Below are 14057 nucleotides of genomic sequence, written 5' to 3' on the forward strand. Positions count from 1 at the left end.
GGGATGAGCGTCGTGCGCATTGGGCGACGCGAGTTTTTGGAATGCGCTGCGGCGCGGCTGGCACTCGAGACACAGACCGCGAGCGAGGCCGCCCAACGCATAGACGAGGGTGGCCTTCGTTACCTCATGGACATACTGCGCAAGCAGGAGATGCAGCTATCCGGCACAGGGGAATTTGTTGACAGCTTCGGCAGGGCGGCGACCGATACAAACTTCCATCGCGCGATAGCCGAAGCCAGCGGCAACGGCTTTATCGCGCGACTGCTCGACAACAAGATTTTCTTCGTAAACCGCCTGTTCCAGATGGAGCATCCGGGTCTGCCCAGCCGGGCCGCGCTCGCCGTCGAGGAGCATCGTCAGATCGCGCGCGCCATAGCCGAGCGCGACAGCGAAGTGGCATCGCTGAAAATGCGCCGGCATCTGACCCAGTCCACCGCCTGGTACCTGGAACAGATCGATAGTAAACCCGAGGGACCTGCGCGCCGCAGAGGGCTCCGCGGCAAGGCAATCGCGGGAAGCATGAGATGAACGCCCCCCTCTCCAGCAGGCTTCAAATGTCGCTTGACGACCGCCTGACGCAGACGCGGGGCTGCGTCTACATGACGGGTTTGCAGGCCTTGGTGCGCCTGCCGATACAGCAGCGTCTGCGTGATCGAGCAGTGGGGCTGAATACGGGCGGCTTCATCTCGGGCTATCGCGGCTCACCCATCGGGCGCTACGACATGGAACTGACTCAGGCCGCATCGGTTTTGCGAGCCCACGACATTCACTTTCAGCCCGGCGTCAACGAGGATCTGGCGGCGACTGCGAGCTGGGGCAGTCAGTATGTGGGCGTCTATCCGGGCGCGCGTGTCGACGGTGTTTTCTCGATGTGGTACGGAAAAACGCCGGGCCTTGACCGCTCTATGGATGTTTTGAAGCATGCCAACCTCGCAGGCACTTCGAAATTTGGCGGTATGCTACTCCTCGTTGGCGACGACCCAGGCGCCAAGTCCTCTACTCTCGCCTGCTACTCGGAGATGAACTTCCCAGCATTGGGCGTGCCCCTGCTGGCGCCAGCCACTGTGCAGGAGGTGCTCGATTTCGGCCTGTATGGCATTGCACTGTCGCGCTACGCAGGCACGCTCGCCGGCATGAAACTGGTCACTGACGTGGTCGAGGGCGGGGGCTCGATCGAAGTCGGCCTCGACCGCCCGCGCATCGAGGTTCCGCAAGGTGAGCGTCCCGCCATGTCGGCCTTCATACCTTTTCTAGAGCAGGAGCGGAGCCTGTTCGAGCACCGTTTGGGATTGGTGGAGTCCTTTGTGGCCTGCAACGAGCTAAACCGGCTGGTAGAGCCTGCAGGTAAGGCAGAGATCGGCATTGTGGCGGCTGGCAAGGCGTGGGTTGACTTAGAAAAAGCGCTGCAGCGACTCGGCATGCGCGAAGGAATGCTTTCCGGGCGCGGGGTCCGCCTGCTCAAGGTCGGGGTGCCTTGGCCGCTTGAGGTTGGGATGGTGCGCCGTTTCGCTGACGGACTCTCGCATGTAATCGTCGTGGAGGAAAAGCGCGCTTTCCTTGAGGACCAGCTCCGCGCCATCCTTTACGGCATGGAGACGCCGCCGTTCGTTACAGGAAAGCGGCACGGCACGGGGCGTTTCGCCGGCCAACCGGCCTTCCCGGCGGTGGGAGAGCTTTCACCTGCTCTCGTCGCGCGCACTATCGCGCAGATATTCGGTCTGCCCCTGCCTGATGCACCACGTGCCCTCATCCACGCCGCCCCGCCACGAATGCCCACTTTCTGCGCTGGCTGCCCGCATGGACGGTCGACTAAGGTGATATCCGGCAGTCGAGCCATGGCGGGTATCGGCTGCCATTCCATCGCGATGCTTCAGGATCCCACATCGACCAATGCAGTCTCGCACATGGGCGGTGAGGGAGCGATGTGGATTGGTCAACACCCCTTCACTGATGAACCCCACGTTTTCGCCAATATGGGGGATGGAACTTACTTCCATTCTGGCTACCTGGCGATCCGGGCGGCCGTGGCCGCCGGGGTTCCGATTACTTACAAGCTGCTCTTCAACGGCTTCGTATCAATGACCGGCGGGCAGCCAGTCGACGGTGAACTCAGCGTCTCACGCGCGGTCTCGCAACTACGGGCAGAAGGTGTCGAACGCATTGCCATCGTAGCCGATGAGCCGGCCGCCCACACGGAGGAAGGTCGTCTACCCGGCGTAACCGTCCATCCACGTTTCGAGCTTGAGCGGGTGCAGGAGGAATTGCGCGGACATCCGGGAGTTTCGGTCCTCATCTACGACCAGCCCTGTGCGACCGAGCGCCGACGGCTGCGCAAGCGCGGCAAATGGCCTGACCCCGACAGGCGGGTGCACATTGACCCAGAAATATGCGAGGGCTGCGGGGATTGCTCCGCCGTTTCTGGCTGTATGGCGATCGAGCCACTCGAGACGCCGCTCGGGCGAAAGCGGCGCATCAACCAGTCGAGCTGCAATAAGGATTTTTCGTGCCTTGAAGGCTTTTGCCCTAGTCTTGTGTCGCTTGAGGGTGCGACGCCGCGCAAGCGTCGGCTCGTCTCTGCCGATCCGCTGGCCGGCTTCGAACTTCCCGAGCCAAACATTCCTTCCCCGGAAGGGGGTTTCTCCGTGCTTTTGGCCGGCGTGGGCGGAACCGGGGTCGTCACCATTGGCCAGATTCTGGCCGTCGCCGCGCATGCCGACGGTCTGGTTGCGTCTAACCTCGACATCACCGGGCTGGCGCAGAAATACGGTGCCGTGCTCTCTCATGTAAAGATTGCAAACCAGGCGCAACATCTGGGGCCGTCGCGGATCGACGTCGGAGAAGCGCGCACGTTGATCGGCACTGATCTGATCGTAACGGCCTCCGCTGAGGTCCTGAACGCGCTGAGCTCCGAAGGAGTAGTGGCGGTGGTCGATCACAGTGTGATGCCCACCTCGGAATTCTCGCGCAACCCGGACTGGTCCGTCGATCCCTCCGCGCTTACCCAACGCATCGCCGCCAAGGCAGGTATCAAGACGCTCTTCGCGGGCTTGACGCCGCTCGCAGAGGAGCATCTCGGTGACGCAATTTTTGCCAATCAGATGTCTCTCGGCGCGGCTTGGCAGTCCGGTGGCCTGCCGGTGTCACGGGCTGCGCTAACGCGGGCTATCGAGCTCAATGGGGTAGCGATCGAGGCCAACAAGCGGGCTTTCGCGCTCGGCCGGCTGCTTGTCGTAGCACCGGAGCGGTTGGGTCTGTTGCGTAGCGCACGCGCCCAAAGTCTTTCGGAGATCGTGGCAGATCGCAGCGCGCGACTGGTGCGTTATAGTGGCAAGAAATTGGCGGCGCGCTACGAGACGGTGGTAGGGCGCGTCGCAACGGCCGACGCAGGTGACGGCCAACCGCTTGCCCGGGCAGTGGCTACCTATTACTATAAGCTTCTTGCGCACAAGGACGAATGGGAAATCGCGCGCATTTATGCAAGCGCAGATTTCCGGAGGCGGATAGACGAAACCTTTGAGGGCAATCTGCGCATCAGTTTCCATGTAGGCGGCGGCCCCTTCGCGCGGCCGGGCAGTGGCTCACGGCCACCAAAGGTGCGTCTGGGGGAATGGGCGATGCCCCTGTTCCGGATTGCTTCAGCGCTGCGGGGGCTGCGTGGTACCTTTCTAGACCCTTTCCGCAGCTCGGCCGAGGCGGTGTTGGCGAGGAGCCTGCTGGCCGAATACGAGGCTGATGTGGAAACGGTGCTGGCAATCTGGGGCACCGTGTCCTCCAACACGGCACTAGAACTTTTGAGCTGGCCGGAGGAAGTGCGTGGCTACGGTTCAGTTCGCGAACGCTGCGCGCTAGCCGCCCGAGCGAAGAGAACTGCGATCTTGAAGAATATACAGTCCAAGTGAAGTTGAGCGAAGGAGCAAGGCACATCGTAGCCGCCCTTTGTCCTAGTTGTGGCCGGCCAACGTGGCGAACCAGGCTTCCACCACGTTGATGTCTCGGGCATTGCGGTAAGTTGCGAGTCTGCAATCTGCGCCACCTTCTGTGAGGCTTTCGGCACCCGCGCCCGCATGGCATTGACGCTCAGATGTCGACCCAACGATCAGCTTTGCCTCGACGAGCTTTCGAACCTGGCCATGGCCGTGAGCGGTGCGCGAGGCTGCGCTAGGAGATCGCCTACCCGTTCGAAGCCGAGAAGACGCAGGTCAGACGATATGGGCGCCGGGAGCCTGAGCGTCTCCAGTGGGAGGGCCTCAAGGACGGTTGCACCATGTCGATGCGGCGCGACGTAGGTCGGCCATGCTGCATAGCGTGCAAACGCATGCGCTGCGCCCCAGCTGTCGGCAACGGCAGCGTATGCGGTGACGCCGGACATCGCGAGCCGGCCGATAAGCGCGTCCAGCATGGTCTCCTCGCCGCCATGAAGATGATCGGCGCCAGTCGAGTCGATGACGATTCCGTCCGGCGGATCGGCGGCAACGATCGGTGCGAAACGCTGCAGGATCCAGAGCGCCAGGTGCTCCAGCGCCTCGGCATCAGCAACCGGATCGGCATCCTGAACGACGAGGCCGCGCACGAGAGCCTGAGCTTTCGTAACGGTCATGCCGGTGCGCAGGCCGGCGGATTGAGCGGCGCCTCAGCCGGAGGCGCCGCGTCGCTAGCTTTCCTGCGCAGCCGGTCGGTAGACCAGCTCAGGAGGAAGAGAGGAGTCCCATTGAGGTTGCAGCGTGATTCATTGCGGTTTGAAGGAGAACCGTAATGGGCAGGCCGTTACCGATGGCGTTGCGTGTGCGTGTTGCTGGGTTTGTCGACGAGGGCCATGGGCACCGGGAGGCGGCTCGGCATTTCCGTGTGTCGCCTCGTTTCGTGAACGAGTTGATGAAGCTGCGGCGGGAAACGGGCTCCCTGGAGCCGCGCCGCCAGGGTCATGCGTCGGGCGGGGGCAAGCTCGCGCCGCATGCCGCCTTCGTGCGTCGGCGCATAGCGGAGGCGGGGGAACTGACGCTGGATGAGCTGTGCGTGGAGTTGGCGGCGCGCGGGGTGAGCGTGCACCGCTCCAATGTCGCGCGCCTGCTGCATCGTCTCGGGCTCAGCCACAAAAAAACTCTGCAGGCCAGCGAGCATAAGCGCCCTGACATCCGTGAGGCGCGCGATCTGTGGGTGAGGCGGCGCAAGCGCTTCTTCAACAAGGCCTTGCCGCGCCTGGTCTTCATCGACGAAACGTCGACCACCACCAAACTGACCAAGCGCACCGGCTGGTCACCGAAAGGCGCGCGCTACAAGACGCATGCTCCCTTCGGCAATTGGAAGACGCAGACCTTCATCGCCGGCCTGCGCTGCCATGGCCTGACCGCCCCACGGATTGTCAATGCCCCGATGAACGCCCGGCGCTTCGAGACCTGGATCAAGACCCAACTGGCTCCCGAACTTCAGCCTGGCGATGTCGTCATCCTCGACAATGTCGGGTTCCACAAGAGCGAACGGGCGGCCGAACTGGTCCGCCAACGCGGCGCCTGGATGCTGTTCCTGCCGCCATACTCGCCCGATCTCAACCCGATCGAGATGGCCTTCTCAAAGCTCAAGGCGCTGCTTCGCAAGAAGGCGGCCAGATCTTTCGACGCCCTGTGCGACGCGCTTGGCGACATCTGCCATCTCTTCGATCCCACACAATGCCGCAACTTCTTCAAAGCAGCAGGATATGAGGTTGATTAAGTGCGACACGCTTTAGTTTAGTCTCGTTTCCTTGTAGCGATCGGACATGTCGAGGCCGGCTTGCCGCCTTGTCTCGACCTCGGCGGCGTTCTCAAGCTGGGTCGAGATGCCGTCCACGACGGCGTAGAGGCCGGCAGCGACCATGGCGGACGCCGAGCCAGCCGCACCCTGGCGGCCGACCTCGGCGCCCGAGATCGAGGTGATGGTGTGGGGCTCGAGGGGCCGATGCCAATCGTAAAGACGTTGAAGACGGACAGAAACATCGTTAGCTGCCCCGAGTCTCGCTGCGCTTTCAGCAAAGGGCGGCCCTTTGGGACGACCGCATAAGGGATGGTCACACTCTCCAGTCGAGGACGATTTTCCCGCAGTTGCCGATCTTCATGGTTTCAAAGCCGGACTTGAAGTCGGCGACCGGCAGTCGGTGCGTGATGACTTTGCGGACGTCAAGGCCGCTCTCCAGCATGGCCAGCATTTTGTGCCACGTCTCGAACATCTCCCGGCCATAGATGCCCTTCACGGTGAGCATCTTGAAGACGACCTTCGTCCAATCCACTGGAGTCGGTCGCGCGGGAATGCCGAGCATGGCGATCTTGCCACCCATCACAAGGTGCTCGACCATCTGGTCAAACGCCGCCGACGCGCCGCTCATCTCAAGTCCCACGTCGAAGCCTTCCTTCATGCCGAGGCGCTCCTGGACCGAGCGCAGGTCCTCCCTGCTCACGTTGACGGGGACGACATCAGCGACATCCGCCGCCAAGGCTAGGCGGTGCGGATTCATGTCAGTGATCACGACGTGCCGCGCCCCGACATGACGCGCGACGGCCGCGCTCATGATGCCGATGGGACCGGCTCCGGTGATGAGCACGTCCTCGCCCACGAGATCGAAAGACAAGGCCGTATGGACGGCATTGCCGAGGGGATCCAGAATGGCCCCAATCTCATCATCAATCGCATCAGGAAGCGGCACGACATTGAAGGCTGGCAGGCGCAAGTATTCGGCGAAAGCCCCGGGGATGTTGACGCCAATACCTTTGGTCTCGGAGTCCAGGTGGAACCGCCCGCCGCGTGCAGCGCGGCTGCTCGTGCCTACGACATGGCCCTCGCCGGAGACGCGCTGCCCGATCGCCAGCTTCCTGACGTTCGCGCCGACTTCCACGATCTCGCCGGCATATTCGTGGCCGACGACCATCGGAACCGGAATAGTGCGCTGCGCCCATTCATCCCAGGCGTAGATATGGATGTCGGTCCCACAGATGCCAGTCTTGTTAATCCTGATGAGAACGTCATCTGGATCGATCTGCGGAATCACCCGCTCGTCGAGCCAGAGACCCGGCTCGGCTGCTGCCTTGACAAGTGCTTTCATGAGAACCCCTTTGTGGACCATCAAACCAGGCCAAGCGCTTTGCCGGCATCGGCGAAGGCGTCGATGGCGAATTCCACGTCCTGCTCGGTCAGCGCGGCTGACATTTGTGTCCTGATCCGCGCCTTTCCTTTCGGCACGACAGGGTAGAAGAAGCCGGCGACATAGATTCCGCGCTCATCGAGAGCGGCGGCCATATCCTGCGCCAGCCGCGCGTCATGCAGCATCACCGGAATTATGGGCGTCTCGCCCAAGAGCAGTTCGAATCCGGCCTTCTCCAACCCGGCCCGGAAGCGTGCGGCATGGAGAGAAAGCCGCTGCCGCCTGTCGTCGGCCTTCTCGGCGATCTCGATGGCCTTGATCGATCCCGAGGCCACCGCCGGGGCAAGGCTGTTGGAAAAGAGATAGGGACGTGCCCGCTGGCGGAGCAGATCGACAATGGGTTGAGACGCGGCAATGAATCCGCCCATCGCACCGCCGAGGCTCTTGCCCAGCGTCCCCGTCACGACGTGAACGCGCTCGCCCACTCCAGTCAGAGCGGGAGTTCCCCGGCCGGCCGCTCCCAGATGACCGGTCGCGTGACAGTCGTCGACCAGAACCAGCGCGCCGTGCCGTTCCGCCAGATCGCAGATCGCGCGGAGGTTGGCGACGTGTCCATCCATCGAGAACACGCCGTCGGTTGCGATCAGCTTTGAGCGGACGCCATCGCGATCGGCCTCCTTCAGCCGGTCTTCCAATTCATTCATGTCGCCGTTGGCGAAGCGGTAACGCTTGGCCTTGCAGAGTCGGACGCCATCGATGATGGAGGCGTGATTGAGGGAATCGGATATGATGGCGTCCTCGGCCTCGAGAAGCGGCTCGAACACACCACCGTTGGCGTCGAAGCAGGCCGGGAAGAGGATGGCGTCGTCCTTGCCTAGGTAGCGGGCAATGGTTCGTTCGAGCTCCTTGTGCAGGGTCTGAGTGCCGCAGATGAACCGTACTGACGCCATCCCGAAGCCGAACTCGTCGAGTCCTCGCTTCGCCGCCGCGATCACCTCGGGATGATCGGCAAGCCCGAGATAGTTGTTGGCGCAAAGGTTGATGATCTCGCGATCAGTACCGTCGCGCGTGATTCGAATCCTACCCGACTGCCGGCTGCTGAGGACTCGCTCACGCTTATGGAGGCCCTCCGCCTCAATCTCAGAGAGAACCCGCCGAATGCGATCCTCTAGATCCGATCCCATCCAAACCTCCACTATCCAATATATTGAAATTTTCCGATATAACGGATTTCTTGTCAAGCAGAACCTTAGTCGGCAGTTAGACCCGAGCTTTGTCGCGGCCTCTCACGCGTTCTGCGCGGCGTCGGTTCTGGAGATCAGGGAAGTGACCATTTCTGCAGTCACCGCTGACAAAGTCCATCCGAGGTGACCATGACCGGTGTTGTAAAAGACACCGGGACGCCTGCCGGCGATCACGCGAGGCATCATGTCCGGCATCATGGGGCGAAGCCCCGACCAGGACATGTACTGACGGGTACTCATGTCTGGGAAATGACTGCGGCACCATGCGACCAGCGGTTCGATGCGAGCACTGCGAATGTCACGATTGAAACCGTTGAACTCGGCCGTGCCGGCGACCCGGAAGCGATCGACGCCGAGACGGCTGGTGACGATCTTTGCGTCATCATCGAGCAGGCTGACCCAAGGCGCGGCCTCCTGATCGATGCGCTCGGTCAGTTGAACAGTGATGGAATAGCCCTTAACCGGATAGACGTTGATCCGGTCTCCCAATTCCCGTGCAAGGCGTCGCGAGCAGACACCGGCGCAAACGACAACCTTGTCGAATGACGCCTGCTCGAGCGGCTCGAACTCCTCGGTGTCAGCAAGATGTCGGAAGCGGATTCTGATGTCGCCTTTATCCGCATAAATCCACTCGATCTCGCACCCCAGTCTGTTCTCCACGCCAAGACGCCAGCATGAGGCGGCCAGGCCATTGGTGAACTTATGAATGTCGCCGGTAAAGTCACTCTCGGTGAAAAAGCCCCCGTAGAAGTCGCCTTTAAGGGCCGGCTCTATGTCGCGAATCTCGGCGGGTGAGACCTCGCGCCGCCCTAGTCCTGCTCGACGCAGGATCTCGGTCACTCGCGCGGCGTGCTCGAACTCTGCCCGCGTCTGGTAAACGTGGAGGATGCCGCGTGTCTCGCAGTCGAAGGCGATGTTCTCCTCGGCGGCCATCGCCTGCAAAACACCGCGTGCGGCGATGGCTAGACGAGCCGTAGCCTCGGTGCTGCGCTCGTAGGTCGGTATAGCCGCGATAAACTCGGCCATCCAACTGAGCTTGTGCCAGGAGGGGTAGGGGTTGACAAGGAGCGGCGCTCCTGGCGTTAACATCCATCGGAGCCCCTTGCCTATGGTGGACCAGCTATTCCATACTTCTGCGTTGGATGCCGACAGTTGTCCTCCATTGGCGAAGCTCGTCTCCATCGCCGGATAGGGATGCTTGTCGAACAGGCTGACGCGATAACCTGCCTTGGCGAGCTTATATGCAGTGGTGACGCCCGTGACGCCGCCCCCGATGACGGCAACACGATCTCCGATTGAAGGCATGAGAAATCACCCGCTCACGCGGGCCCCCCAGCCCCCTCTGTCATTGGCCTGAGAGCTTCGTGGAGCGCCCTTATTGGCAGATCCCACTTACACCGTCGGCGGAAGCCTGTTGGCTTCGCTTTCCAGAGCTTCTTGACGCGCTTGCGGTCCGTTTGCCTGAGAGTTTCCGGGGCGGTTGCTCCTTCGGCGAGGCGTTATTCGCCTCTCTCCCGCACCGCGGACTATGATGCGTAAAATGCGGGCAGGCAATGGGAAAGTTTGAAAAGATGGAAAATTCCCGTAAGCTGGAAAAGAAGGGACCTTCCCCCAAGTGACCGTCTGGAAGAAGGCGAACATGGCACAGCGAGCTCCGAAGATCGGACCGGCAATCCAGAAGGAACGTAAGCTCCGCCGGTTGACGCTCGAGCAGTTGGCGGCGCAAGCCGGCGTCTCGAAATCCATGCTCTCCCAGATCGAACGTGGCGAAGCAAATCCCACCTTCGCGGTCGTCTGGAGTCTGACGCAAGCTCTCCAGATCGACTTCGGAGCGTTGGTGGGCAGTGGGAGCGCCGCAGCCAGTGTAGGCCAAATTGAAGTCACGTCGCGGCCGCATACGCCTGAGATCCGCAGTGCTGACGGAAGATGCCGATTGAGGATCCTCAGCACTCCGCGGTTGGCTGGGCGCACTGAATGGTATGACGTAGAGATCGATCCTTTGGGTAGCCTGGACAGCGAGCCGCATTCAGCAGGCACGTTTGAACATTTGACCGCCCTGACCGAAGGATTTGAGGTCGCTTCCGGAGCGAACGTCATACCGCTGAAGGAAGGCGAGACGGCGCGGTATCCTGCAGACGTTCCCCATCGCATCACCAACGTATCCGACAAACGCGCCCGCGGTTTTCTGGTAGTACTGTACAAGTGATCGGGGGCCGATTGACAGTATTTGATCTTCACCAGGAACGGTACTGGCGCGATCCGTCCAGATTTGTCGACAAGATTTAAGCTTGAGAGTCTGGGCTAACACGAAGGGCCATCCTCCCTTTGTATTCCATAACAAGCCCGACGTTCTGGCGGATTGTTTGAGCTTGACGAGGCAGTAGACGTCGGCTTCACCCTCCTCCCTACTATCTCATTATAGAAGAAATGCCGACCGGGGCACCGTAAGGATCCTGCAGTTCCCCATGTCCACGTGACGGGCAGAATTGCCGTAAGGTGCCTACCGCACAAGTCGCTAGCGTTTGCGCAAGGCGAGTACGAATGCCTTGAGGCCGATCGGGTTTCACACCCGGCCGAACAGCGTTTCACGCTCGCGTCGGGCCGTTTGGAAATGATCGATGATGGACCCGGCTTCTAACTCGTACCGTGGACGCCGTCTCGACGGAAAACTCGGCGAATACATATATGGCATCGCGTACCGGCGATTCCATGGACGAGACCTCTAGGCAGCAGACACGCCTTCAGGATTGTGCTGTACGGACACCAATCATAACATTTACTTATAAAGTTAGTCACCCCGATCATTGGCCTTCGCCGAGTTGGACTCATAAGGTCCGGCACGTCGGATGAAATCCGAGAGAACGCAAAACAATGGGAGTAGACAATGAAACAGCTTCAGCTGCTATCGGTGGGCCTTGTTGCGCTCAGTCTTTTTGGCGCGAGTCAGGCGACTGCTGAATCATCGGATACGGAGCTTTACGCAGCTGCGAAGACCGAAGGGCCCATAACATGGTATAATGGAACTACTAACGAGGAGACGGCTACCAAGATAGTCAACGGCTTCATTGCCAAATACCCTGGTCTCAAGGTGAATTCGGTTAGCGTGGGTGCCCAGGTTGTCTTCCAGCGGGTACTCCAGGAACTCGACGCGCAGAGCCCGCAATCTGATGTCTATTCGTCGACAGACATTACACAGTTCGAAATCCTCAAAGAGCGAGATGCACTTCTTAATTATCGGCCAGCGAATGCCGAATATCTGAAGCCAGCATTAAAGAACGTCGACCCGGACAACTTCTACACGACGACGAACGTCGTTCTCATCGGCATGGCGATCAACAAGGACCTCGTGTCAACAGCCGACGAGCCCAAGAACTGGACCGACATCCTCGACAGCAAATGGCAGGACCAGATCGGTGTGGGTAGTCCCAACTTCAGCGGCTCCATGGGAATATGGACAGTTGCGATGGAGGGAAAGTACGGATGGGACTTCTTTGAGAAACTCAGCAAGCTGAATCCCCTCGTTGGCCAGTCGATCAGTGATCCACTGACGACCTTGAACGCAGGCGAGCGAAAAATCGCGGCCGCCGCGGCGCCCGACGTCGTCACCGTTCAAGCCTCCAAGGGCAATCCCCTCAAGGTCATCTATCCTGCGGATGGTTTCGTCGCAGCAATCAGTCCCACGGCAGTACTCAAGACTTCAAAGAGCCCGAATGTCTCAAAGCTGTTCGTGAACTTCCTGCTGAGCGAGGAAGTCGCTGAAATCAATTGGGCAAGGTTCGCTACCTCAGTGCGGGGCGACCTGAAGGAGCCGGACGGGATTTCCGGTACAGGCGACGTCAAGTTGATCATTCCGACCGCAGAGCAACTGGCGGAAAAACTCCTCCCGCTCAGGCAGAAATGGAAGGAAACAATGGGAGGCATGTGAGTCCCGAGATCGCCCGACATCCCACCAAGAATTATAAGATGACGAGAACTTCCTTCTTCGAATCTCTCCCAGGTCAGCTGGTGGTAGCTTACCGCCAGTTGGACCTCACGATCCTCGTCTGGATCGTGATCGCACTGGCACTGGCCTTCCTCACAGTGAATCCCGTTCTGTCCCTTCTGGTCGACAGCTTCAGGTCGATCGCGGACCGAACGTTCACGCTTCAGAACTACGTCAGCGCGTTCACCAGTCCCGTTAAACTCTCGGCGGTGTGGACAACCGCACTTTATGCGGCTGGAGTCTCGATCCTCACGGCGATCCTTGCAGTGCCAACCGCTTGGGCGGTCTCACGCACTGACATGCCGCTCAAAGGCTTCGTCAGGGTTCTCGTTTTGGGTTCCTTCATCCTTCCGTCTTATCTCGGCGCCGTCGCATGGATACTCATAGCCGGTCCCAATTCGGGCTGGCTGAATATAGCGTGGCGATACCTCACAGGCTTCGAGGGAGCGTTGATCAACGTTTACTCCTTCAGCGGACTTGTCTTCGTTACGGCACTCTATTCATACGCTTTCGTCTTCGTCTTCGCGTCAGACGGCTTTGACCGTCTCTCGTCGGAAATGGAAGACGCAGCAAACATTCTTGGGGCCGGTCCCGTAAGGACGACGCTCCGGATAACCATGCCATTGGTTGCGCCGGCGATCATCGGCGGCATGATCGTCACCTTCTTGGAGACGTTCACGCTGTTCGGGACGCCGGCGATTCTGGCTCTCCCGGCGCGCATAAACGTGATGACGCTCGAACTGTGGAGTTACTTCCAGTATCCCGTCAATCCATACGGAGCCGCCGCGTACGCGCTACCCCTCATCGGCATCACGTGCCTGCTGTTCCTCCTGCAGCGACTGTACTTTGGACGGAAAGGCTACGTAACCATATCTGGCAAGACAACCGAGCGGCGGTTGATCGCGCTCGGAAAATACAAGTGGGTCTTTCTCGGGTACAGCTTGGCAGTCTCGGCGTTAGCGCTCGGCTTGCCGCTGGTGGCGCTCACACAGGCGGCGTTCACAACGGCCTGGGGCCGAAAGCTCAGCTTTGATAACCTTACACTGGAGAATTTTCGCTACGCGCTGTTTGAGAATGATGCCACGGTCAACGCAATCGCGAATACCGCTCTGTACTCGTCCGCTGCCGCGACTCTCGCAGTCATTCTGTCTCTCGCCGTCGCCTATGTCGTCGCGCGCAGATTGCTTCCGTTCGCTGGGACTCTTGGCATGCTTTGCATGGCGCCCTTCGTCATTCCGGGGATCGTCATCGCTATAGGGTTCTATTCTGCATATGCCAATGCTCCGTTCTACTTGTACGGCACTGGTGCCATCATCATCATCGCGTTCACTACTCGCTTCCTGCCGATAGCTTACGTGAACAGCACAGCTGGAATGAAATCGCTCAATCCGGAAATGGAGGATGCGGTTCGTATTCTCGGCGGCAGTCGGATCAGGGCACTCAGAAGCGTGGTCATGCCCCTCCTGAAGGGCAGCATCGCAGGATCATGGATGCTGGTGTTCATTCCAGCGATACGAGAGCTCAGCTCGGCGCTGTTTCTCATCACGCCGAACACCAAGGTCGTTTCGATCTTGATCCTTGATTACTCGCAGGGAGCAAACTTCGAAATTCTTTCCGCGATTGGCTTGATCACTCTTGTGGCCAGTGTCTGCATCTATCTCATCTCCCGGCTGCTGATCGGCCGAGACGTAATGCTCCGCAAACAGTGAAGAACATGAGTGAT

At 60.1% G+C, this 14057-nt stretch carries 10 protein-coding genes, 1 pseudogene and 1 riboswitch; of the genes and pseudogenes, 6 read left to right on the forward strand and 5 right to left on the reverse strand.

Translation table 11 applies throughout. From position 1 onward, the window contains the following. Window positions 1-3 precede the first annotated feature (3 nt). Both ACCO56_RS07825 and ACCO56_RS07830 read left to right on the forward strand, forming a co-directional pair. Window positions 4-528: a GntR family transcriptional regulator gene (locus ACCO56_RS07825; RefSeq protein WP_433639823.1), complete on the forward strand. Its 525-nt coding sequence runs from the start codon at window positions 4-6 to the stop codon at window positions 526-528. Continuing rightward, window positions 525-3899: an indolepyruvate ferredoxin oxidoreductase family protein gene (locus ACCO56_RS07830; RefSeq protein ID WP_433639297.1), complete on the forward strand. Its 3375-nt coding sequence runs from the start codon at window positions 525-527 to the stop codon at window positions 3897-3899. The genes ACCO56_RS07825 and ACCO56_RS07830 overlap by 4 nt, the downstream gene beginning before the upstream one ends. Window positions 3900-4096: 197 nt before the next feature. On the opposite strand, the gene ACCO56_RS07835 is transcribed toward ACCO56_RS07830, so the two are convergent. Then, window positions 4097-4597 (reverse strand): hypothetical protein, encoded by a 501-nt coding sequence (locus ACCO56_RS07835; protein WP_433639299.1) that lies wholly within the window; start codon window positions 4595-4597, stop codon window positions 4097-4099. Between the two features lie 155 nt (window positions 4598-4752). On the opposite strand from ACCO56_RS07835, the gene ACCO56_RS07840 reads away from it, so the two are divergent. Next, a complete protein-coding gene (locus tag ACCO56_RS07840) occupies window positions 4753-5706 on the forward strand; it encodes an IS630 family transposase (protein WP_433639302.1) in 954 nt (317 codons plus the stop codon). Window positions 5707-5718: 12 nt separating this feature from the next. Here ACCO56_RS07840 and ACCO56_RS07845 read toward each other — a convergent pair. The 4 genes and pseudogenes from ACCO56_RS07845 to ACCO56_RS07860 form a co-directional block, all read right to left on the reverse strand. Continuing rightward, window positions 5719-5904, reverse strand: a pseudogene (locus ACCO56_RS07845) (L-serine ammonia-lyase, iron-sulfur-dependent, subunit alpha); the annotation flags it as partial. Between the two features lie 136 nt (window positions 5905-6040). Next, window positions 6041-7069: an L-threonine 3-dehydrogenase gene (gene tdh / locus ACCO56_RS07850; RefSeq protein WP_433639304.1), complete on the reverse strand. Its 1029-nt coding sequence runs from the start codon at window positions 7067-7069 to the stop codon at window positions 6041-6043. 20 nt (window positions 7070-7089) lie between these two features. Beyond that, on the reverse strand, window positions 7090-8292 hold the full coding sequence (locus ACCO56_RS07855; RefSeq protein ID WP_433639305.1) for a glycine C-acetyltransferase: 1203 nt from the start codon (window positions 8290-8292) through the stop codon (window positions 7090-7092). Between the two features lie 102 nt (window positions 8293-8394). Continuing rightward, window positions 8395-9657 carry a D-amino acid dehydrogenase gene (locus ACCO56_RS07860; RefSeq protein WP_433639307.1) on the reverse strand — a complete coding sequence of 421 codons (1263 nt, stop codon included), beginning with the start codon at window positions 9655-9657 and terminating at the stop codon, window positions 8395-8397. 134 nt (window positions 9658-9791) lie between these two features. After that, a riboswitch (glycine riboswitch) is annotated at window positions 9792-9879 on the reverse strand. An 88-nt stretch (window positions 9880-9967) separates the two neighbouring features. On the opposite strand from ACCO56_RS07860, the gene ACCO56_RS07865 reads away from it, so the two are divergent. The 3 genes from ACCO56_RS07865 to ACCO56_RS07875 all read left to right on the forward strand — a co-directional run bounded on the left by ACCO56_RS07865 (window position 9968) and on the right by ACCO56_RS07875 (window position 14043). Further along, complete coding sequence (locus ACCO56_RS07865; protein ID WP_433639308.1) at window positions 9968-10558, forward strand: helix-turn-helix domain-containing protein; 591 nt, start codon at window positions 9968-9970, stop codon at window positions 10556-10558. A 678-nt stretch (window positions 10559-11236) separates the two neighbouring features. Then, complete coding sequence (locus ACCO56_RS07870) at window positions 11237-12277, forward strand: ABC transporter substrate-binding protein (RefSeq protein ID WP_433639310.1); 1041 nt, start codon at window positions 11237-11239, stop codon at window positions 12275-12277. 38 nt (window positions 12278-12315) lie between these two features. Beyond that, the gene (locus tag ACCO56_RS07875; protein ID WP_433639312.1) at window positions 12316-14043 is read left to right on the forward strand and encodes an ABC transporter permease; all 1728 of its coding nucleotides are present in this window, start codon (window positions 12316-12318) and stop codon (window positions 14041-14043) included. The last annotated feature ends 14 nt before the right edge of the window (window positions 14044-14057 follow it).

The sequence above is a fragment of the Mesorhizobium sp. 1B3 genome (assembly GCF_050958605.1).
Classification (GTDB): Bacteria; Pseudomonadota; Alphaproteobacteria; order Rhizobiales; family Rhizobiaceae.